Source organism: Streptomyces sp. NPDC055966, from assembly GCF_042269865.1.
Taxonomy (GTDB): Bacteria; Actinomycetota; Actinomycetes; order Streptomycetales; family Streptomycetaceae; genus Streptomyces.
On the sequence record NZ_JBHJYK010000008.1, the window covers coordinates 191,790 to 211,872 of the forward strand.

Here is a 20,083-nt window from a genome sequence, read left to right on the forward strand (position 1 = left end):
CTGTCCCTACTGCCCGAGCATCCCGGTCCACAGCTCGGGGAAGTCCGGCAGGGTCTTGGCCGTCGTCGCCACGTTCTCGATCCGCACGCCCTCGACCGCGAGGCCGAGGATCGCGCCGGCGGTCGCCATGCGGTGGTCCTCGTAGGTGTGGAAGGTGCCGCCGTGCAGCGGGCGCGGGCGGATGTGCAGACCGTCGGCCGTCTCCGTGACGTCACCGCCGAGTTCGTTGATCTCCTTGGTGAGCGCGGCCAGCCGGTCCGTCTCGTGCAGCCGCAGATGGGCCACGCCCCGCAGGGTGGAGGGGGAGTCGGCGAGGGCGGCCACCGCCGCGATGCCGGGGGTCAGCTCGCCGACGTCGCCGAGGTCCACGTCGATACCGTGGATGGCACCCGAACCGGTGAACACCAGCCCGTAGTCGGTGAGTTCACAGGAACCGCCCATCTCGGTGAAGATCTCCCGCAGCCGGTCGCCGGGCTGCGTGGTCCGCTCCGGCCAGTCGGGGATCGTCACCGTGCCGCCGGTCACCAGCGCGGCCGCGAGGAACGGCTGGGCGTTGGACAGGTCCGGCTCGACCGTCAGGTCCCGGCCGAGCAGCGCGCCCGGCGTCACCCGCCACACGTTCGGCTCGCCGCCGGACTCCGGGGTGTCCACCTGGGCGCCGACCGCGCGCAGCATGTCGACGGTCATCCGGATGTGCGGCATGGACGGGAGCGTGCTCCCCGTGTGGCGGACCTCGACGCCCTGGTTGAAGCGCGGGCCGGAGAGCAGCAGGGCCGACACGAACTGGGAGGAGGACGACGCGTCGATCGACACCGGGCCGCCGTCCAGCGCCCCGCCGCCGTGCACGGTCAGCGGCAGCGCGCCCCGGCCGTCGTCGTCGATCCGGGCGCCGAGCACGCGCAGCGCGTCGATCACGCCGTTCAGCGGGCGCTCGTACGAGCGGGGGTCGCCGTCGAACCGGATCGGGCCGTCGGCCAGCGCGGCGACCGGCGGCAGGAAACGCATCACCGTGCCGGCGTTGCCGACGTCGACGGTCGCCGGGCCGCGCAGGCCGCTCGGCACCACCCGCCAGGCCTCGCCGGTGCCGTCGGGGCCGACGCCTTCCTCGATCTCCACGCCCATGGCCCGCAGGGCGCCGGCCATCAGCAGGGTGTCGCGGGAGCGCAGCGGGCGGCGCAGCCAGCCGGGCTCGGAGGCGAGGGCGGCGAGGACGAGGGCGCGGTTGGTGACCGACTTGGACCCCGGCACGTGGACCGTCGCGTCGACGGCTCCGCTCGCGTGCGGGGCGGGCCAGAGTGCGGGAAGGGCGGTGTTCGGGGCCATGGGCCCACTTTATAAGGAGGGGCGGCGGTCAACCCTCCAGCAGCCAGCTCCCGCCGCCGAGCAGCGAGCACAGCGACACCGCGTGGAACAGGAACAGCCACAGCCCCGCCGGGACGTGCGTCAGCCGGGACAGCTGGTCCGCGTCCGAGTCGCCGGCGCCGCCCCGGAAGCGCTTCGCCTGGAGTTCGAAGGGCGGGCGGACCCCGCCGAGCAGCAGGAACCACACCACCGCGTACGCGAAGGCGGCCTGCACCTGGGCGTCCGCCAGCCAGGACACCAGCACGAAGGCACCGCCGGCCAGGACCACGGTCAGCACGCCGTAGGCGTTGCGGATCATCACCAGCATCACGAGCAGCAGGGCCGTCGCCAGCCAGAGGAGCAGCGTGATGCGGCCGGAGGCCAGCAGCGCGGCGCCGCCCAGGCCCAGCAGGGACGGGGCCGTGTACCCCGCCGCGGCCGTCAGGATCATGCCCGGCCCGTACGGCTTGCCCCGGCTGACCGTGAGGCCGCTGGTGTCGGAGTGCAGCCGGATGCCCGTGAGCTGCCGCCCGGTGAGCAGGGCGACCAGGCCGTGGCCGCCCTCGTGCGCGATGGTGACCGCGTTGCGCGATATGCGCCACACCGGGTGCGGGACGACGACGGCGAGCGCGGCGGCGAGCGTGGCGATCACCACCCACACGCCGGGGTCGGACTGGGTCCCGGAGAGCCGGTCCCAGAGACCGGCCAGCGAGGTGACGGCGAGGCTGTCCATGTGTCCGAGTGGCTCCCTGTCCTGGTACGGAGTCTGGCAGTGTGACATGTATGTGCGGACGGTATGCATCGAGTCGTAGGCCCGAGGATCTCGCAGGAGTCTTCGAGATCGAGAAGTGGCAGCCGGAGGAGACCCTGGAGCCGGACTACAACGTGGCTCCGACCAAGGAGGTCTACGCCGTCCTCGACCGTCCTCTGAAAGACGCGGACTCCCCGCGTCCGGTTCGCCAGCTGCGCCGGCTGAAGTGGGGACTGGTGCCCTCCTGGGCCAGGACGCCCGAGGGCGGCGCCCGGATGATCAACGCGCGCGCGGAGACCGTGCACGAGAAGCCCTCCTACCGCCGCGCCTTCGCCGCCCGGCGCTGCATCCTGCCCGCCGACGGCTACTACGAGTGGGTCACCGGGAAGGACGAGCGCGACCTGGAGGTCGAGGGGAAGAAGAAGCGGCCGCGCAAACAGCCGTACTTCGTGCTGCCCGCCGACGGCTCGGTGTTCGCGATGGCCGGGCTGTACGAGTTCTGGCGCGACCGCACGCTGCCCGACGACCACCCGCAGGCCTGGTGGGCGACCTGCTCGGTGATCACCACGGAGGCCGAGCGGACCCCGCTGGCCGTGGCACCGGCGGACGGCCCGGGCACGCTCGCCGAGATCCACCCCCGGATGCCGCTGATGCTCACCCCGGACCGCTGGGACGCCTGGCTCGACCCGGCCCGCACCGACCCCGACGCCCTGCGCGAGCTGCTCGCCCCGCCGCCGCCCGGCCTGATGCGCGCCTACCCGGTCTCCACGGCCGTCAGCAACGTCCGCAACAACGGGCCGGAGCTGCTGAAGGAGCTTGAGGCGCCGGAAGAGGGCACACTCTTCTAGCGTGATCGAGATTGTCGAGACCGACGCCGGGACCGCACGCATCACCTGGCACAAGGCGAAGAAACCCCGGCTCGTCCTCGCCGCGAGCCACGGCGCCGGCGGGGGCATCGAGGCCCGGGACCTCCAGGCGCTCGCCCGGGCCCTGCCCGCGCACGGGGTGACCGTGGCCCTCGTGGAGCAGCCCTGGCGGGTCGCGGGCAGGAAGGTCGCGCCCGCGCCGAGGACGCTGGACGCCGGGTGGCGCGGCATCTGGCCCGCACTCGCCGGGATGGAACTGCCGGTGATCTCCGGCGGGCGCAGTGCCGGGGCGCGGGTCGCCTGCCGCACGGCGGGCGAGCTGGGCGCGCACGCCGTGCTCGCGCTGAGCTTCCCGCTGCACCCGCCGGGCAAGCCCGAGAAGTCCCGCGCGCAGGAACTGCTCGGCACCGGGGTGCCCACGCTCGTCGTCCAGGGCGGCAACGACCCCTTCGGCCGGCCGGCGGAGTTCCCGGAGGGGCCGTACGAGCTGATCGAGGTGGCCTACGGCGATCACGGGTTCGCGGTCCCGGCACGCGCCGACATCACGCAGGAGCGGGCCCTGGAGATCATCACCGGCGGTGTCGTGGAGTGGGCCGCGTCACTCGGGTGACGGCAGGGAATGACTCGCGACCGGCCACTGTTGTGGCGGACAGAAGTGCTGAGGCCTCGGCACCGACGTCGTACGGAGAGGAAGTCCGCCGCATGGGTTCGACCATCTGCCCGAACCGCAGCAGCAGCACTGACCTGGACTGGACGGTGCTGCACGCGGCGAAGAGCGGTCCTATTCGAGCGGCGGCAGGCACGGGTCGTGTTCTATCCTCCGAAACGAGTGGGACCGGTCTCGGTCCCGCCCGGGATCTTGAGGAGGTGGGTCCGGTCACCGGTACCGACGCAGGGACCGACAACGGCCAGGCGGAGCAGCCCGAGGGCCGGGGCGTGAGCGCGGAGAAGACCTCCGAGTCCAGCACGCAGCGCAGCGCGCGCTTCGAGCGGGACGCGCTCGAATTCCTCGACCAGATGTACTCGGCCGCGCTGCGCATGACGCGCAACCCGGCCGACGCCGAGGACCTGGTGCAGGAGACGTACGCGAAGGCGTACGCGTCCTTCCACCAGTTCCGCGAGGGCACCAACCTCAAGGCGTGGCTGTACCGGATCCTCACCAACACGTTCATCAACTCCTACCGCAAGAAGCAGCGCGAGCCGCAGCGTTCGGCGGCGGAGGAGATCGAGGACTGGCAGCTCGCCCGCGCCGAGTCGCACATGTCGACGGGTCTGCGCTCCGCCGAGTCGCAGGCGCTCGACCACCTGCCCGACTCGGACGTGAAGGAAGCGCTGCAGGCGATCCCCGAGGAGTTCCGCATCGCCGTCTATCTCGCGGACGTCGAGGGCTTTGCGTACAAGGAGATCGCGGACATCATGGGGACACCCATCGGTACGGTGATGTCCCGGCTGCACCGGGGCCGCCGTCAGCTGCGCGGCATGCTGGAGGACTACGCGCGCGAGCGCGGGCTGGTCCCGGCGGGCGCCGGAGAGTCGAACGAAGCGAAAGGTTCGGGCTCATGAGCTGCGGAGATCCGCACGAGACGGACTGCAGTGAGGTCCTCGACCACCTGTACGAGTTCCTCGACAGCGAGATGCCGGACGTCGACCGCGACAAGTTCCAGCACCACTTCGAGGAATGCTCTCCGTGCCTGGAGAAGTACGGCCTGGAGCAGGCCGTGAAGAAGCTGGTCAAGCGGTGCTGCGGGCATGACGACGTGCCCGCCGACCTGCGTGCCAAGGTCATGGGGCGGATCGACCTGATCCGCTCCGGCCACACCGTGCCGGAGCACGACGTCACCGCCGCCGCCCCGGAGAGCTGACCTCCGGGTCATCACCCGAACGTGCTAATCCTCAGGTCATAAGCCCCCTGTCCCTCGTTCCCGCCCTAGGCTCCGGCCTGGGGCAGGCGTGGTCGGGGAGGGGTGCGATGGAGGCGGTTCCAGCGAGAGCACGCGGCTATGTGGCCGCCGTCGCCGTGCTGGTACTGCTCTGCCTGCTGCCCCTGCCGACGGTACGCACGCCCTGGTGGGCGCTCGCCCTGCTCTCCGCGCTCTACGCCGGCTGCGAGTACGTCGTACGGCGCCGCCTCGGCGGCACCTTCCACCCCGTCCTGCTCGCCGCCGCGTTCCTGCTGCCGCCGCCGGCCGCCGCGCTCGTGCCGCTGCCCGCCGCCCTGCTCTGCCCGGTCGAGCAGCGGCCGGCCCTGCCGCGGCGGGTGTGGCGGGCCGCGCAGCCCGCGCTCGCCGTGTGGGGTGCCGCCGCGGTGCACTGGACGCTGGGCGGCCGGGACGCCGTCGTCACCTCCGACTTCCCGTACGCGCTGCTGCCCGCCGGCGCCGCCGTCCTCGCCTTCTGCGTGATCCTCACCGTCCTCGACGGCGGCATCCTGGTCGTCGCCGAGCGGGTGCCGCTGCGCCGGGCCTGGCGCGGGCTGCTGTCGCGCTCGCTTGCGCCGGTCGCCGTGCAGGGGCTCGCCGGACTGATGATGGCCGTGCTGTGGCGCAGCCCGTACGGCCCGGTCGCCGCACTGCTCGTGCTGCTGCCGATGTACGTCTCCTGGTGGGTCTTCGCCCAGTACCACCGCGAACGCGCCGCCCACCAGGCCACCATCCGCGCCCTCGTGCAGGCCGTCGACATCAAGGACGGCTACACCCGCGGCCACAGCGAACGCGTCGGCCAGGCCTCCGTGCTGATCGCCCGCGAAATCGGCATGGACGACGAGCGCATCGAGGTGCTGCGCTTCGCCGGCATCCTGCACGACGTCGGCAAGCTCGGCGTCCCCACCCGTCTGCTGCGCAAGGAGGGCCCGCTGACCCCCGAGGAACGCCGCGTCATCGAACTGCACCCCGAGTACGGCCACGAGATGGTCCGCGGGATCTCCTTCCTCGGCGAGGCCCGCGCCGCGATCCTGCACCACCACGAACGCCTCGACGGCAGCGGCTATCCGTACGGCCTGGCCGGCGACCGGATCCCGGAGGCCGCCCGGGTCGTCGCCGTCGCCGACGCCTTCGACGCGATGACCTCCACCCGCTCCTACAGCCGGGCCCGGCCCGTCGAGACGGCCCTCGTCGAGCTGGAGCGCTGCGCGGGTGCCCAGTTCGACCCCCGGATGGTCGGCGCGCTGGTCCGCGCCCTGCGCCGGCACGGCTGGCATCCCGCGGTCACCGCCGACGAGGCGCACACGCCGGTGCGGGCGGTGGCCGGCGGGGGGACGCTCCGGTGACCGCCCTGCGGCTGATCCACGGCGCGGCCGCCCTCACCGCGGCCGCGTCCCTCGCCGTCACGCTGGGCACCGGCCTCACGGACCGGGGGATCGCGCTCGCCTTCGGGGTGCTCATAGCCGTCGGCGAGCTGAACCGGTGGAACGACTCGCAGGCCCGCCAGGCCGCGCCGCTCGCCGCCGCCGGCTCCCTGGCGTACGCCCTGCTCGGCGCCGACGCCGGCCGGCCCACCGCACATCGCGCCGCCCAGGTCGTCACCGTCGTCCTGGTCGCGGCCGTGCTCGGCGCCGTCCCCCACATCTGGTCCGGCCGCACCCCCACCCTCGACCATCTCGCCCGCCGCGTCCTGACCGTCGGCTTCGCCGCCGTCTGCTTCCAACCCCTGTACGACCAGGGCCTGTTCGCCTCCTGGGCCGGTCCCGTCTACGCCCTGCTGCTGATCGCCCTGCTCTGTCTGACCGGCCTGTGCGACGCCGTGCTCGCCGCCGCCCTCGGCCACGCCCGCACCCGCTGGCCGTTCGGCCCGCTGCTGCGCGAGCAACTGCGCGGGCTGCTCGGCATCGGCTCCGCCGTGGGCGCCACCGGCGCCGTGATGGCGCTCGCGGTCGCCGTGGTCGGACTCTGGGCGCTGCCCGTGTTCTGTCTGCCCCTGCTGCTCACCCAGCTCTCCGTCCGCCGCTACGCGGCCGTGCGGGCCACCTACCGGCAGACCATCGCCTCCCTCGCCCGCGCCACCGAGATCGCCGGCTGCACCCCCGCGGGCCACGCCCGCCGGGTCGCCGCGCTCGGCCTCGCCGTCGGCCGCGACCTCGGGATGGCCGAGGGCGAACTGACCGTTCTGGAGTACGCGGCCCTGATGCACGACATCGGCCAGCTCAGCCTCGTCGACCCGGTCCCGGCCGGCGCCACCGCCGCACTGCCGCCCGAGGAGCAGCGGCGCATCGCGCTGCTCGGCGGGGCCGTCGTCCGGCAGACCGGGGTGGACGCGGCGGTCGCCGTCGTGGTCGAGCGGCAGGCCGACCCCTGCCGGGAACAGCCCCTCGCGGCGCGCATCGTCCGGGCCGTGAACGCCTACGAGGAGAAGTCCCGGGACGCCGGCCCCGAGGGCCCCCTGCGGGCGCTGGAGGAGCTGCGGCTCGCGGCCGCGGGGGACTACGCCCCCGAGGTCGTCGAGTCCCTCGCCCGGGTGCTGGCCCGGCCGCGCGGCTGGCGGGAGACCGCTCCGGCGCGGGACGACGGGAGACGTACGGCACTGTCTGACCCCGTGCGCGGCTGGGTAACCCATGGGTAATGAGCGCCTTCCCCATCGCACGTGGTTGGATGCGAGGGAGAGGGTGTCCGGGGGCACAAGCCAGCCCACTGTGCGGAACTGGAACTGGCAGGCGGGAATCGTGAGGATCTTCGGCAAGGGACGGCACCGGCCCTCCGCCTCCTGGCGGCAGGCCACCGACCGCGCGTTCACGCTCATCGGCGACGGCCGCTACGAGGACGCGGGCGAACTGCTGACACGGGCCGCCGACCTGGAACCCTGGCTGTCGGAGTCCTGGTTCAACCTCGCCCTGCTGCACAAGTTCCGGCACGACTGGGAGCAGGCCCGCGCGGCCGGACTGCGCGCCGTCGCCCTGCTCGACCGGGAGACCGGAGCGCCGGACTGGTGGAACGTCGGCATCGCCGCGACCGCCCTCCAGGACTGGCCGCTGGCCCGCCGCGCCTGGCAGGCGTACGGGCTGAAGGTGCCCGGCGGAGCCACCGCGGCCGGCGAGCCGGTCGGCATGGAGCTGGGCAGCGCGGCCGTACGGCTCTCGCCGGAGGGCGAGGCCGAGGTCGTGTGGGGCCGCCGGCTGGATCCGGCCCGCGTCGAGGTCCTCTCCATCCCGCTCCCCTCGTCCGGGCGGCGCTGGGGCGAGGTCGTGCTGCACGACGGCGTCCCGCACGGCGAGCGCACGACGTCCGCCGGCCACTCCTACCCGGTCTTCGACGAGATCGAGCTGTGGGCGCCCTCACCCGTGCCGACCTGGGTGGTCCTGCTGGAGGCGGCCACGGAGGCGGACCGGGACGCGCTGGAGCAGCTGGCCGCCGACGCGGGGTTCGCGGCGGAGGACTGGTCCTCCTCGGTGCGGCTGCTGTGCCGGATGTGCTCGGAGTCGCGGATGCCGTCGGACGAGGGCGAAGGGGAGCACCTGGATCCGCACGACCACAGCGAGCCCGGTCATCCCGGCCCGCTGGGGCACCGCACGGACGGGCAGCTGTGGGTGCCGGAGCGGGAGTGCGGGGTGGCCGCGCCGGCTTCGCTGGTCCGGGGGCTGCTGGACGGGTGGGTCGCCGACAGTCCGGACTCGCGGGACTGGCGGGACCTGGAAGAGGTTTGCTGAGCGGCCGGTGAGCTGTCGCCTTTAGGCTGTACTCGACTCTTTTGAAGGTTTTGCAGGAAGGCATACGTCGGTCATGGCGCAGCAGGACACCGATCAGCAGCACGCGGGCGTGCTCCCCGTCGGCGACGAGGGGTACGTCGTCGACACGGAGAACTGCGAGGAGCGCGAGAAGGCCTGGCGTGAGCGCGGCACCTCGCGGCCGATCACGGTCGTCGGCAACCCGGTGCTGCACAAGGAGTGCCGGGACGTCACCGAGTTCGGCGCGGAGCTGGCGCAGCTGGCCGCCGACATGTTCGCCAGCCAGCGCACCGCCGAGGGTGTGGGCCTGGCCGCCAACCAGATCGGTGTCGACCTGAAGGTCTTCGTCTACGACTGCCAGGACGACGAGGGCAACCGGCACGTCGGCGTGGTCTGCAACCCCAAGCTGGTCGAGCTGCCCGCCGAGAAGCGCCTGCTGGACGACAACAACGAGGGCTGCCTGTCCGTGCCGGGTGCGTACGCGCCGCTCGCGCGTCCGGACTACGCCGAGGTGACCGGCCAGGACGTCGCGGGCAACGCGATCAAGGTCCGTGGCACCGGCTACTTCGCACGCTGTTTGCAGCACGAGACCGACCACCTCTACGGCTACCTCTACATCGACCGGCTGTCCAAGCGGGAGCGCAAGGACGTCATGCGGCAGATGGCCGAGAACGAGCCACGCTACCCGGTCGTCGCCAACGACTAGCAGGCGCGGGTCCTCGGGCGCCCGGTCGGGATCACTCCCGGCCGGGCGCCCTTCGCATGACCGACTTCGCTCATCCGTGCGTCGCACAACCGATCGCTTCCGGCTCTCTGGTGATCCCTAATCAGTCATAGATGGGGGGATTCTCGGCACCTTGGGGTAGTGAGTGGAGCAAATCCGTTCCCATGGCGGTCAGTTGTGGTGCTGAATGGGAACTGCGGGGATACGCAACGGCGCACGCCCGGCATGACGGGAGGGGCGTGCGCTCCTGGCGGCTGAGAGGGGTTTGTTCGTGCAAGCTTTCCCACACAGCACCACAGCGACACCTACGGCGGTCGTCGTGCCACCCTCACTGGCACTTCCGGTGATCGAGTCCGCCTTTCCCCGGCAACTGCATCCGTATTGGCCGCGGCTTCAGGAGAAGACCCGCCTGTGGCTGCTCGAAAAGCGGCTCATGCCCGCGGGCAAGGTGCAGGAATATGCCGATGGACTGTGCTACACCGACCTGATGGCGGGCTTCTACGTGAACGCCTCCGACCAGGTCCTGCAAGCCATCGCCGACTACAGCGCGTGGTTCTTCGTCTGGGACGACCGGCATGACCGCGACATCGTGCACGGCCGGGCGGGCGACTGGCGGCGGCTGAGGAACCGCCTGCACACGGCCCTCGACGCCCCCAGGCATCATCTGCACCACCCGGACCCGCTGGTCTCGGGGTTCGCGGACAGCGTCCGGCGGCTGTACGGCTTCCTGCCGCGCACCTGGAACCAGCGGTTCGCCCGGCACTTCCACGCGGTGATCGAGGCCTACGACCGTGAATTCCGCAACCGCACCGAGGGATACATACCCGGCGTCGAGGAATACCTCGCCCTGCGCCGGCACACCTTCGCCCACTGGATATGGACGGACCTGCTCGAACCCAGCGCCGGATGCGAACTCCCGGACAGCGTACGGAAAAACCCGGCCTATCGCCGGGCCGCGCTGCTGACCCAGGAATTCGCCGCCTGGTACAACGACCTGTGCTCGCTGCCGAAAGAAATAGCGGGAGATGAGGTCCACAATCTCGGAATCAGTCTCATCACCCATGAGGGACTGACTCTCGAAGAAGCCGTGGACGAAGTCAGGCGGCGCGTCGAGGAATGCATCAAGGAATTCCTGGAGGCCGAACAGGAGGCGCTGCGCTTCGCCGACGCAATTGCCGACGGCACTGCCCCCGGATTAAGTGCCGGCGGCAAGGAACTGAGCAGCGCGGTGCGGGCCTGTGTCGGCAATATGCGGAACTGGTTCAGCTCCGTCTACTGGTTCCACCACGAGTCCGGCCGGTACATGGTCGACAGCTGGGACGACCGGTCCACGCCCCCGTACGTGACGAACGAAACGGCAGGTGAGAAATGACCGTCGAGTCGGTGAGGCCGGTGGCCTCCGAGACGACCGAACCGCGCGAGGCGCCCCTGGCGGGCGGCGCCGTACCGGGTCTCGGGCACGGCCTGAAGCTGGTCCGCGACCCGCTCGCCTTCATGGCGGGCCTGCGCGAGCACGGTGACGTCGTGCGCCTCAAGCTCGGTCCCAAGACGGTGTACGCCGTCACCACGCCGGCGCTCACCGGCGCCCTCGCGCTCAGCCCCGACTTCAAGATCGACGGTCCGCTGTGGGAGTCCCTCGAAGGGCTGCTCGGCAAGGAGGGCGTGGCCACCGCCAACGGCCCCACGCACCGGCGCCAGCGGCGCACCATCCAGCCCGCCTTCCGGCTGGACGCCATCCCGAACTACGGGCCGATCATGGAGGAGGAGGCGCACGCGCTGACCGAGCGCTGGCAGCCCGGCCGGACCGTCGAGTGCACCTCCGAGTCCTTCCGCGTCGCCGTCCGCATCGCCGCCCGCTGCCTGCTGCGCGGCGACTACATGGACGAGCGCGCCGAGCGGCTCAGCATCGACCTGGCCACCGTCTTCCGCGGCATGTACCGCAGGATGGTCGTCCCGCTCGGACCGCTCTACCGGCTGCCGTTTCCGGCCAACCGCGAATTCAACCGGGCCTTGGCCGATTTGCATCTCCTCGTGGACGAGATCGTCGCCGAGCGGAGGGCAAGTGGTCAAAGGCCGGACGATTTGCTGACGGCATTGCTGGAAGCGAAGGACGACAATGGCGACCCCATCGGGGAACAGGAGATCCACGACCAGGTCGTCGCGATACTCACCCCGGGCAGCGAAACAGTCGCGTCCACGATCATGTGGCTGCTCCAAGTCCTCGCGGAACACCCGGAACACGCCGAGAAGGTACGGACCGAGGTCGAAACCGTGACCGGCGGCCGACCCGTCGCATTCGAGCACGTCCGCTCACTCACCCACACCAACAATGTCGTCGTCGAGGCGATGCGGCTCAGGCCGGCCGTTTGGATATTGACGCGGCGGGCGGTGACCGAAACGTCACTCGGCGGCTATCGCATTCCGGCCGGGGCGGACATCGTCTACAGCCCCTACGCGATCCAGCGCGACGCCCGCTCCTACGACCGCCACCTCGACTTCGACCCCGACCGGTGGCTGCCGGAGCGGGCCAAGGAGGTCCCGAAGCACGCCATGAGCCCGTTCAGCACGGGCAACCGCAAGTGCCCGAGCGACCACTTCTCCATGACCCAGCTGACCCTGATCACGGCGGCGATCTCGGCGAAGTACCGCTTCGAGCAGGTCACGGGGTCGAACGACACCACCCGCGTGGGCATCACGCTGCGCCCGCACGACCTGCTGCTGAAACCCGTGGAGTGGTGAGGTGACGGGTACGTCCTGATACCGGCGCGCGCTCACGCGGCGTGAGGGCCGCGGAACGTGCGCCGGTACGCGTTCGGCGTGGTGCCGAGCGCCCGCACGAACTGGTGGCGCAGCGCCGCCGCCGTGCCGAACCCGGTGCGCCAGGCGATCGCGTCCACGGTCTCGTCGGTGCCCTCCAGCAACTCCTGGGCGCGCAGCACCCGTTGGCGCAGGATCCAGCGGTACGGCGTGGTCCCGGTCTCCTGCTGGAAGCGGCGGGCGAAGGTGCGCGGCGACATGTGCGCGCGGGCCGCGAGCTGCTCCACGGTCACCTCCACATCGAGGTGCTCCTCCATCCACACCAGCACCTCGCCGACGGTGTCGCACGCGCCCCTCGGCAGCGGCCGCTCGATGTACTGGGCCTGCCCGCCGTCCCGGTGCGGGGGTACGACCATCCGCCGGGCGATCTTGTTGGCGACCTCGGGGCCCTGCTCCTTGCGCACGATGTGCAGACAGGCGTCGATCCCCGCGGCCGTACCGGCGGAGGTGATCACCGGATCCTCGTCCACGTACAGCACGTCCTGCTCGACGGCGATCCGCGGATAGCGCCGGGCGAGCTGCTCGGCGTGATGCCAGTGCACCGCGCACCGCCGGTCGTCCAGCAGCCCCGCCGCGGCCAGCAGGAACACCCCGGAACACACGCTCAGCACCCGGGCGCCGCGCCCGACGGCCCGGCGCAGCGCCGCCAGCAGCTCCGCGGGATACTCCCGCTCGGCATAGGCGGTCCCGGCCGGTACGGCGACGAGGTCGGCCTCCTCCAGCCGCTCCAGCCCGTACGGCGTGGACACGGTGAACCCGCAATGGGTGTCGAGCGTCGGCCCCTCGGCGGAGACGACCGCGAAGTCGTAGACGGGCAGTCCCTCGTCGCTGCGGTCGATGCCGAACACCTCGCACACGACGCCCAGCTCGAAGGGGTGCACCCCGTCCAGCAGCACGGCGGCCACGTTCTTCAGCATGCTGTCAGTGTGCCTTGCCGGTGCGGAAAATGGTGGCAGTAATTCGAAGGTCTACGGCAGTCCTGCCACTGCCGGACAGGAGCGTCCGGGACGACAGTGGTGTGCATGACCGGAAACCAGATTCAAGGCCTGATCGGAATGGTCGCCACCCTCGGCATCCTGCTCCTCCTGGTCCTGCCCTCCGCGATCGGCGCGGTGCGCGAGTGGCGCATCGACCGACAGCTCGGGCAGGCCCAGGAGGGTCGCACGCGGCGGGAGGCTCAGAAGTCCTCGTCCAGGTCGACGGTGCCCTCCACCGCGACCTGGTACGCCGACGGGCGGCGCTCGAAGAAGTTCGTCAGCTCCTGAACGCCCTGGAGCTCCATGAAGGAGAAGGGGTTCTCCGAGCCGTACACCGGGGCGAAGCCGAGGCGCGTGAGGCGCTGGTCGGCGACGCACTCCAGGTACTGGCGCATCGACTCGGTGTTCATGCCCGGCAGGCCGTCACCGCACAGGTCGCGGGCGAACTGCAGCTCGGCCTCGACCGCCTCCCTCAGCATGTCGGTGACCTGCTGCTGGAGCTGGTCGTCGAAGAGGTCCGGCTCCTCCTTGCGGACGGTGTCGACCACGTCGAAGGCGAAGGACATGTGCATGGTCTCGTCGCGGAACACCCAGTTGGTGCCCGTGGCGAGGCCGTGCAGCAGACCCCGGCTGCGGAACCAGTAGACGTACGCGAAGGCGCCGTAGAAGAACAGCCCCTCGATGCACGCGGCGAAGCAGATCAGGTTCAGCAGGAAGCGCCGGCGGTCGGCCTTCGACTCCAGCCGCTCCAGCTTCTCCACCTCGTTGATCCACGTGAAGCAGAACTGCGCCTTCTCGCGGATGGAGGGGATGTTCTCGACGGCCGCGAAGGCCGCCGCCCGGTCGTCCGGGTCGGGCAGGTAGGTGTCCAGCAGCGTCAGATAGAACTGGACGTGCACGGCCTCCTCGAAGAGCTGACGGCTCAGGTAGAGCCGCGCCTCGGGGGAGTTGATGTGCTTGTACAGCGTCAGCACCAGGTTGTTCGCGACGATCGAGTCGCCCGTCGCGAAGAAGGCCACCAGCCGGCCGATGAGGTGCTGCTCCTCGGGCGTCAGCTTCGCGAGGTCGGCGACGTCCGAGTGGAGGTCGACCTCCTCCACGGTCCAGGTGTTCTTGATCGCGTCCCGGTAGCGCTCGTAGAAGTCGGGGTAGCGCATCGGACGCAGAGTCAGCTCGAAGCCCGGGTCGAGCAGGTTCTTCTCGTGAGCGGGAGTGGTCATTACTGGCAGGCCTCGCAGGACTCGGGGTTTTCCAGGGAGCAGGCCACGGCGTCGGGGTCGGCGACCTGCTGGGCGGGGATGGTCTTCTGGGGCTGCGCCTGGGCCGCGCGGGCGATCCGGGTCGCCGGGCGGGAGCGCAGGTAGTACGTCGTCTTCAGGCCCGACTTCCAGGCGTACGCGTACATCGAGGAGAGCTTGCCGATGGTCGGCGTCTCCAGGAACAGGTTCAGGGACTGCGCCTGGTCCAGGAACGGGGTGCGGGCCGCCGCCATGTCGATCAGACCGCGCTGCGGGATCTCCCACGCGGTGCGGTACAGCGCGCGCACCTCCTCGGGGATCCACGCGAAGCCCTGCACCGAGCCGTTCGAGTCCCGCAGCGCCTCACGGGTGCGCGCGTCCCACACGCCCAGGTTCTTCAGGTCCTGCACCAGGTAGGAGTTGACCTGGAGGAACTCACCCGACAGCGTCTCGCGCTTGAACAGGTTCGACACCTGCGGCTCGATGCACTCGTACACACCGGCGATGGAGGCGATGGTGGCCGTCGGGGCGATCGCGAGGAGCAGCGAGTTGCGCATGCCGACGGTGGCGATCCGCCTGCGCAGCGCCTCCCAGCGCTCCGGCCAGGCCGGCTCGGTGTCGTAGTGGTCCGGGTGCAGCACGCCCTGGGCCGTACGGGTCTTCTCCCAGGCCGGCAGCGGGCCGCTGCGCTCGGCGAGGTCGGCGGAGGCCTCGTACGCGGCGAGCATGATCCGCTCGGCGATCCGCGTCGAGAGGGCCCTGGCCTCGGCGGAGTCGAAGGGCAGGCGCAGCTTGAAGAAGACGTCCTGGAGGCCCATCGCGCCGAGACCGACCGGACGCCACTTGGCGTTGGAGCGGCCCGCCTGCTCGGTCGGGTAGAAGTTGATGTCCACGACCCGGTCGAGGAAGGTCACGGCCGTGCGGACGGTCTCGTCCAGCCGCTCCCAGTCGATGTCACCGCTCGCCGTGTCGACGAAGGCACCCAGGTTCACCGAACCGAGGTTGCAGACCGCCGTCTCGCCGTCGTCCGTGACCTCCAGGATCTCCGTGCAGAGGTTGGAGGAGTGGACCACGTGGCCCGGCAGGGCCGTCTGGTTGGCGGTGCGGTTGGCGGCGTCCTTGAAGGTCATCCAGCCGTTGCCGGTCTGCGCGAGGGTGCGCATCATGCGGCCGTACAGCTCACGGGCCGGGATGGTCTTCTTCGCGAGGCCCGCCTGCTCGGCCTTGCGGTACGCGGCGTCGAACTCCTCGCCCCACAGGTCCACCAGCTCCGGCACGTCGGCGGGGGAGAACAGCGACCAGGACGCGTCCGCGTTGACCCGGCGCATGAACTCGTCCGGGATCCAGTGCGCGAGGTTCAGGTTGTGCGTGCGCCGGGCGTCCTCACCGGTGTTGTCCCGCAGCTCCAGGAACTCCTCGATGTCGGAGTGCCAGGTCTCCAGGTAGACCGCGGCCGCGCCCTTGCGCCGGCCGCCCTGGTTCACGGCGGCCACCGAGGCGTCCAGCGTCTTCAGGAACGGCACGATGCCGTTGGAGTGCCCGTTGGTGCCGCGGATCAGCGAACCGCGGCTGCGGATGCGGGAGTACGACAGCCCGATGCCGCCGGCGTGCTTCGAGAGCCGGGCCACCTGGTGGTAGCGGTCGTAGATGGAGTCCAGCTCGTCCAGCGGCGAGTCGAGGAGGTAGCAGGACGACATCTGGGGATGGCGCGTGCCGGAGTTGAAGAGCGTGGGGGAGGAGGGCAGGTAGTCGAGACGGCTCATGAGCCCGTAGAGCGCGGCGACTTCGTCCAGCGCGCGCACGCTGTCGTCCTCGGCCAGGCCGCTCGCGACCCGGAGCATGAAGTGCTGGGGGGTCTCGATGACCCGGCGGGTGATCGGGTGGCGCAGCAGGTAGCGGCTGTGCAGGGTGCGCAGGCCGAAGTAGCCGAAGCGGTCGTCGGCGTGCACGTCGACCAGGGCGTCGAGGCGGGCCGCGTGCAGCCGCGCGAACGCGGCGGTGCGGTCGGCGATGAGGCCCTCGCGGTGGCCGACGGCCACGGACTCGGTGAAGGACGTCACCCCCTGTGAGGCGGCCTCGGCGCGGATGGCGAGGGTCAGCAGCCGGGCGGCCAGCCGCGAGTAGGCGGGGTCCTCGGAGATGAGCCCGGCGGCGGCCTCCGTGGCCAGTTCGCGCAACTCCGTCTCGTCGGCCCGGGCGGACCGGCCGCGCAACGCGGCGGCGGCGACCCGGCCGGGGTCGGCGTCGGGGAGGTCGGCGGTCAGCTCGGTCAGGGTACGCAGCAGCGCTGCACCGGGACCGTCGGTGTCCAGGCCGCCTGTTGAAGCCGGATCTGCGGGCGCGATGGTCACGTGGGGCTCTCCCTCGCTCGGCACGGGGGCCTTGCGGAGGGCAGGGGGCAGCCACGAGCGCGCACGCGTCGCGTCCACCGGCCCATTCCACGAGGCCCGGACGTCGGAAGGCACCCGGGCCGGACGGCCGGGCGCGTGCTGCCGGCAGGTCCTCGGACTGACTCCTGTGCGCGGATACGCACAAGTACACCGTTGCGGGACAGTTCCGGATTCGCACCGGATTCCCCTGCGACGACAGCGAGGATGAGCATACATCTAGTGCCGGGCTGTCGTGACACCCCCACATGTTGTGTCTGTTGTGTGTCGCGCTGGCTTCGGAGCGTCAACTTGTGTATGACGGGGGACATGCGGAACGGGCCGCCGTCATGCTCGATGTCGGCGGCCCGCTGCGGGGTGTGTCCGGTGTACGCGGTGCTTCAGGGCGTACGGGTGTGCCTCAGTGAGCGGCGCCCGCCAGCTCCGTCTCGACGCCCGGGTCGCCCGCGTCCGCCGTGTAGTCCTCCGGGCGGGTCTCGTCCACGCCCTCGGGGGCCTTCAGCGCACGCAGAACCAGCGTCATGACCACGGTGACGGCGACGTTCAGGACGAACGCCGTCATGCCGATGTAGCCGATCTCGCCGATGCCGGGGATCTCCTTCGCCGAGCCGCCGAAGTGCTTCTGGGTCGGCGAGGCGACGCCGTACGCGGCGACCGTGCCGTACACCATGCCGACCGCCCAGCCGGCGAGCAGCGCCCAGCGGTGGAACCAGCGGGTGAACAGGCCGCCGACCAGGGCCGGGAAGGTCTGCAGGATCCAGATGCCGCCCAGCAGCTGGAAGTTGATGGCGACCGTCTTGTCCATGGTGAGGACGAAGACCAGGGCGCCGACCTTCACCAGCAGGGAGACCAGCTTGGAGACCTGGGCCTCCTGTTTCGGCGTGGCGTCCGGCTTGATGAAGTCCCGGTAGATGTTGCGGGTGAAGAGGTTCGCCGCCGCGATCGACATGATGGCCGCGGGCACGAGTGCGCCGATGCCGATGGCGGCGAAGGCCACGCCCGCGAACCAGCTCGGGAACATGTCCTCGAACAGCTGCGGGATCGCCAACTGCCCGTTGGTGACCTTGACTCCGGCCGCGATCGCCATGAAGCCCAGCAGGGCGAGCAGGCCGAGCATCAGGGAGTACAGCGGCAGGATCGTGGTGTTGCGGCGGATCACCTCACGGCTCTTGGACGACAGGGTCGCGGTGATCGAGTGCGGGTACATGAACAGGGCGAGGGCCGAGCCGAGGGCCAGCGTTGCGTACGTCCACTGGCCCGCCTCCGGGGGCGCGAGCGCACCGCGCGGCTTGCCCGTCGCCGGGCTGACCTGGCTGAACGCATGACCGGCCTTGGCGAAGATGTCGTCGAAGCCGCCCAGCTTGATCGGGATGTAGATGATCGCCACCGCGATGACGAGGTAGATCAGGCCGTCCTTGACGAACGCGATCAGGGCGGGCGCGCGCAGCCCGGACGAGTACGTGTACGCCGCGAGCACACCGAAGGCGATCAGCAACGGCAGGTCCCGGACGAACCAGTTGCCGCTGCTGTCCCCGCCGACGCCCATCACGTCCAGCACGGCCTGGATGCCGACGAGCTGGAGCGCGATGTACGGCATCGTCGCGAGGATGCCGGTCAGCGCCACCGCCAGCGACAGGCCCTTGGAGCCGAACCGGCCGCGCACGAAGTCCGAGGTCGTCACATAGCCGTGCTTGTGGGACACCGACCACAGGCGGGGCAGGAACGTGAAGATCAGCGGGTAGACGAGGATCGTGTACGGCACCGCGAAGAAGCCGGACGCGCCCGCCGCGTAGATCGCCGCCGGTACGGCGACGAAGGTGTACGCCGTGTACAGGTCACCGCCGAGCAGGAACCAGGTGATCCAGGTGCCGAACGACCGCCCGCCCAGGCCCCATTCGTCCAGCGAGTGCTCGTTCTCGGCCTTGCGCCAGCGTGCGGCGAGGAAGCCCATGACCGTGACGGCCAGGAAGAAGAAGATGAAGACGCCGAGCGCGACGCCGTTGACGCCGTTCTTCACTGCGCCGCACCTCCCTTCTGGGCGGCACGGGCGCGCTGGTCACGCTGCCACAGCTTGTACGCCGTCATCGTGAGCGCCGTGGAGATCAGCACCCAGAGCATCTGGTACCAGTAGAAGAACGGGATGCCGATGAACGTGGGGTCGGTCTTGGCGTACGAGCCGACCCACAGCATCGCCACGAAGGGTGCGACGAGGCACACGCCGATGATCACGCGGACCGGTGTCACCACCGGTGGTCTCACTTCTGGTGCTTCGGACATGCCACGGATCTCCGTCCCCTCGCTGATCACCTGTGTAATGCGCAGGCAATCTAGGTGACGGTGTCACGGCAGTGGAAGACCTCGTCCGCATATCGGTATACCGATTCGGCGACGCCCACCGGCCCCGCCCCCGGCGGGAGTTACCCGACGGGGGTTACTCGACGGGCCGCTTCAGCCGCGCGACGAACTTGTAGCGGTCCCCGCGGTACACCGAGCGCACCCACTCCACCGGCTTGCCCTCGCGGTCCAGGGAGTGGCGGGAGAGCATCAGCATCGGCAGGCCCACGTCGGTGCCGAGCAGGCCCGCCTCGCGCGGGGTGGCCAGGGAGGTCTCGATGGTCTCCTCGGCCTCGGCGAGGTGCACGTCGTAGACCTCGGCGAGCGCGGTGTAGAGCGAGGTGTACTTCGCCAGGGAGCGGCGCAGGGCCGGGAAGCGCTTGGCGCTCAGATGCGTGGTCTCGATCGCCATCGGCTCGCCGTTGGCCATGCGCAGCCGCTCGATGCGCAGCACGCGCCCGCCGGCCGTGATGTCCAGCAGCCCGGCGAGCCGGTCGTCCGCCGTGATGTACCCGACGTCCAGCAGCTGCGAGGTCGGCTCCAGGCCCTGGGCGCGCATGTCCTCGGTGTAGGAGGTGAGCTGGAGTGCCTGGGAGACCTTGGGCTTGGCGACGAAGGTGCCCTTGCCCTGGATCCGCTCCAGCCGGCCCTCGACGACCAGCTCCTGGAGGGCCTGGCGGACGGTCGTGCGGGAGGTGTCGAACTCGGCCGCCAGCGTGCGCTCGGGCGGGACGGGAGTGCCCGGCGCCTGTGTCTGCGTCATGTCGAGCAGGTGCTTCTTCAGGCGGTAGTACTTGGGCACGCGTGCCGTACGGACGGTGGTGCCGGTCTCGTTCTCCGCACTGCTCACGTCGGTGCTCATGCCCTGCCTTCCCGGCTCCGGATGCCGAAAGCGACCGACTGACATCGGCCACGGCTCACATCGTGGCACGGCTTCTTGTGTCCGGAGTCCACCCGCACGCCCCGCGATCTCCTCTGTATACCGTCGCACCCCT

The 20,083-nt window shown here is 70.8% G+C and carries 19 protein-coding genes and 1 riboswitch; of the genes, 11 read left to right on the top strand and 8 right to left on the bottom strand.

Annotated features, from left to right (window positions below):
• Nucleotides 1-6 precede the first annotated feature (6 nt).
• Both aroA and ACFC8N_RS19095 read right to left on the bottom strand, forming a co-directional pair.
• On the bottom strand, nt 7-1,323 hold the full coding sequence (aroA, locus tag ACFC8N_RS19090; protein WP_356028969.1) for a 3-phosphoshikimate 1-carboxyvinyltransferase: 1,317 nt from the start codon (nt 1,321-1,323) through the stop codon (nt 7-9).
• Nucleotides 1,324-1,351: 28 nt separating this feature from the next.
• Nucleotides 1,352-2,074, bottom strand: a complete 723-nt coding sequence (locus tag ACFC8N_RS19095) for a M50 family metallopeptidase (protein WP_356028967.1) — start codon at nt 2,072-2,074, stop codon at nt 1,352-1,354.
• A 50-nt stretch (nt 2,075-2,124) separates the two neighbouring features.
• Here ACFC8N_RS19095 and ACFC8N_RS19100 point away from each other — a divergent pair, with 50 nt between their 5' ends.
• The 10 genes from ACFC8N_RS19100 (at nt 2,125) to ACFC8N_RS19145 (ending at nt 12,074) form a co-directional block, all read left to right on the top strand.
• On the top strand, nt 2,125-2,940 hold the full coding sequence (locus ACFC8N_RS19100; RefSeq protein ID WP_356028965.1) for an SOS response-associated peptidase: 816 nt from the start codon (nt 2,125-2,127) through the stop codon (nt 2,938-2,940).
• A gap of 1 nt (nt 2,941) precedes the next feature.
• Nucleotides 2,942-3,568 (top strand): alpha/beta family hydrolase, encoded by a 627-nt coding sequence (locus tag ACFC8N_RS19105; RefSeq protein WP_356028964.1) that lies wholly within the window; start codon nt 2,942-2,944, stop codon nt 3,566-3,568.
• Nucleotides 3,569-3,825: 257 nt separating this feature from the next.
• On the top strand, nt 3,826-4,521 hold the full coding sequence (gene sigR / locus ACFC8N_RS19110; RefSeq protein ID WP_356028962.1) for an RNA polymerase sigma factor SigR: 696 nt from the start codon (nt 3,826-3,828) through the stop codon (nt 4,519-4,521).
• Nucleotides 4,518-4,820, top strand: a complete 303-nt coding sequence (gene rsrA, locus ACFC8N_RS19115) for a mycothiol system anti-sigma-R factor (protein ID WP_356028960.1) — start codon at nt 4,518-4,520, stop codon at nt 4,818-4,820. The genes sigR and rsrA overlap by 4 nt, the downstream gene beginning before the upstream one ends.
• A gap of 107 nt (nt 4,821-4,927) precedes the next feature.
• Nucleotides 4,928-6,223, top strand: a complete 1,296-nt coding sequence (locus ACFC8N_RS19120) for an HD-GYP domain-containing protein (RefSeq protein WP_376288854.1) — start codon at nt 4,928-4,930, stop codon at nt 6,221-6,223.
• A complete protein-coding gene (locus ACFC8N_RS19125; protein ID WP_356028956.1) occupies nt 6,220-7,512 on the top strand; it encodes an HD domain-containing protein in 1,293 nt (430 codons plus the stop codon). The genes ACFC8N_RS19120 and ACFC8N_RS19125 overlap by 4 nt, the downstream gene beginning before the upstream one ends.
• A 100-nt stretch (nt 7,513-7,612) precedes the next feature.
• Nucleotides 7,613-8,593 carry a hypothetical protein gene (locus ACFC8N_RS19130; RefSeq protein ID WP_356028954.1) on the top strand — a complete coding sequence of 327 codons (981 nt, stop codon included), beginning with the start codon at nt 7,613-7,615 and terminating at the stop codon, nt 8,591-8,593.
• Nucleotides 8,594-8,666: 73 nt separating this feature from the next.
• On the top strand, nt 8,667-9,317 hold the full coding sequence (gene def / locus ACFC8N_RS19135) for a peptide deformylase (RefSeq protein WP_356028952.1): 651 nt from the start codon (nt 8,667-8,669) through the stop codon (nt 9,315-9,317).
• 337 nt (nt 9,318-9,654) lie between these two features.
• Nucleotides 9,655-10,707 (top strand): epi-isozizaene synthase, encoded by a 1,053-nt coding sequence (gene cyc1 / locus ACFC8N_RS19140; RefSeq protein WP_376288855.1) that lies wholly within the window; start codon nt 9,655-9,657, stop codon nt 10,705-10,707.
• Entirely contained in the window at nt 10,704-12,074 is a 1,371-nt protein-coding gene (locus tag ACFC8N_RS19145; protein ID WP_376288856.1) for a cytochrome P450, read from the top strand. Before cyc1 ends, ACFC8N_RS19145 begins: the two co-directional genes overlap by 4 nt.
• Before the next feature lie 32 nt (nt 12,075-12,106).
• On the opposite strand, the gene ACFC8N_RS19150 is transcribed toward ACFC8N_RS19145, so the two are convergent.
• Nucleotides 12,107-13,069 carry a helix-turn-helix domain-containing protein gene (locus tag ACFC8N_RS19150; RefSeq protein ID WP_356028946.1) on the bottom strand — a complete coding sequence of 321 codons (963 nt, stop codon included), beginning with the start codon at nt 13,067-13,069 and terminating at the stop codon, nt 12,107-12,109.
• Nucleotides 13,070-13,174: 105 nt separating this feature from the next.
• Here ACFC8N_RS19150 and ACFC8N_RS19155 point away from each other — a divergent pair, with 105 nt between their 5' ends.
• On the top strand, nt 13,175-13,417 hold the full coding sequence (locus tag ACFC8N_RS19155) for a hypothetical protein (protein ID WP_356028944.1): 243 nt from the start codon (nt 13,175-13,177) through the stop codon (nt 13,415-13,417).
• Here ACFC8N_RS19155 and ACFC8N_RS19160 read toward each other — a convergent pair.
• From ACFC8N_RS19160 to ACFC8N_RS19180, 5 genes are all read right to left on the bottom strand, one after another.
• Entirely contained in the window at nt 13,330-14,349 is a 1,020-nt protein-coding gene (locus ACFC8N_RS19160; RefSeq protein WP_356028942.1) for a ribonucleotide-diphosphate reductase subunit beta, read from the bottom strand. The two genes, ACFC8N_RS19155 and ACFC8N_RS19160, sit on opposite strands and share 88 nt — an antisense overlap.
• Entirely contained in the window at nt 14,349-16,718 is a 2,370-nt protein-coding gene (locus ACFC8N_RS19165) for a ribonucleoside-diphosphate reductase subunit alpha (RefSeq protein ID WP_376288857.1), read from the bottom strand. The genes ACFC8N_RS19160 and ACFC8N_RS19165 overlap by 1 nt, the downstream gene beginning before the upstream one ends.
• A 125-nt stretch (nt 16,719-16,843) precedes the next feature.
• Nucleotides 16,844-16,999: riboswitch (cobalamin riboswitch) on the bottom strand.
• Between the two features lie 155 nt (nt 17,000-17,154).
• Nucleotides 17,155-18,771, bottom strand: a complete 1,617-nt coding sequence (mctP, locus tag ACFC8N_RS19170; protein WP_356028938.1) for a monocarboxylate uptake permease MctP — start codon at nt 18,769-18,771, stop codon at nt 17,155-17,157.
• On the bottom strand, nt 18,768-19,031 hold the full coding sequence (locus tag ACFC8N_RS19175; protein ID WP_356028936.1) for a DUF3311 domain-containing protein: 264 nt from the start codon (nt 19,029-19,031) through the stop codon (nt 18,768-18,770). The genes mctP and ACFC8N_RS19175 overlap by 4 nt, the downstream gene beginning before the upstream one ends.
• 154 nt (nt 19,032-19,185) lie before the next feature.
• On the bottom strand, nt 19,186-19,950 hold the full coding sequence (locus ACFC8N_RS19180; RefSeq protein WP_356028934.1) for a GntR family transcriptional regulator: 765 nt from the start codon (nt 19,948-19,950) through the stop codon (nt 19,186-19,188).
• Between the last annotated feature and the right edge of the window lie 133 nt (nt 19,951-20,083).

What these genes read in the sequence shown, in the direction of transcription:
- aroA (WP_356028969.1), bottom strand. Translation starts at nt 1,323, where the DNA reads ATGGCCCCGAACACCGCCCTTCCCGCACTCTGGCCCGCCCCGCACGCG.
- ACFC8N_RS19095 (WP_356028967.1), bottom strand. Translation starts at nt 2,074, where the DNA reads ATGGACAGCCTCGCCGTCACCTCGCTGGCCGGTCTCTGGGACCGGCTC.
- ACFC8N_RS19100 (WP_356028965.1), top strand. Translation starts at nt 2,125, where the DNA reads ATGTGCGGACGGTATGCATCGAGTCGTAGGCCCGAGGATCTCGCAGGA.
- rsrA (WP_356028960.1), top strand. Translation starts at nt 4,518, where the DNA reads ATGAGCTGCGGAGATCCGCACGAGACGGACTGCAGTGAGGTCCTCGAC.
- ACFC8N_RS19120 (WP_376288854.1), top strand. Translation starts at nt 4,928, where the DNA reads ATGGAGGCGGTTCCAGCGAGAGCACGCGGCTATGTGGCCGCCGTCGCC.
- def (WP_356028952.1), top strand. Translation starts at nt 8,667, where the DNA reads ATGGCGCAGCAGGACACCGATCAGCAGCACGCGGGCGTGCTCCCCGTC.
- ACFC8N_RS19145 (WP_376288856.1), top strand. Translation starts at nt 10,704, where the DNA reads ATGACCGTCGAGTCGGTGAGGCCGGTGGCCTCCGAGACGACCGAACCG.
- ACFC8N_RS19150 (WP_356028946.1), bottom strand. Translation starts at nt 13,069, where the DNA reads ATGCTGAAGAACGTGGCCGCCGTGCTGCTGGACGGGGTGCACCCCTTC.
- ACFC8N_RS19155 (WP_356028944.1), top strand. Translation starts at nt 13,175, where the DNA reads ATGACCGGAAACCAGATTCAAGGCCTGATCGGAATGGTCGCCACCCTC.
- ACFC8N_RS19160 (WP_356028942.1), bottom strand. Translation starts at nt 14,349, where the DNA reads ATGACCACTCCCGCTCACGAGAAGAACCTGCTCGACCCGGGCTTCGAG.
- ACFC8N_RS19175 (WP_356028936.1), bottom strand. Translation starts at nt 19,031, where the DNA reads ATGTCCGAAGCACCAGAAGTGAGACCACCGGTGGTGACACCGGTCCGC.
- ACFC8N_RS19180 (WP_356028934.1), bottom strand. Translation starts at nt 19,950, where the DNA reads ATGAGCACCGACGTGAGCAGTGCGGAGAACGAGACCGGCACCACCGTC.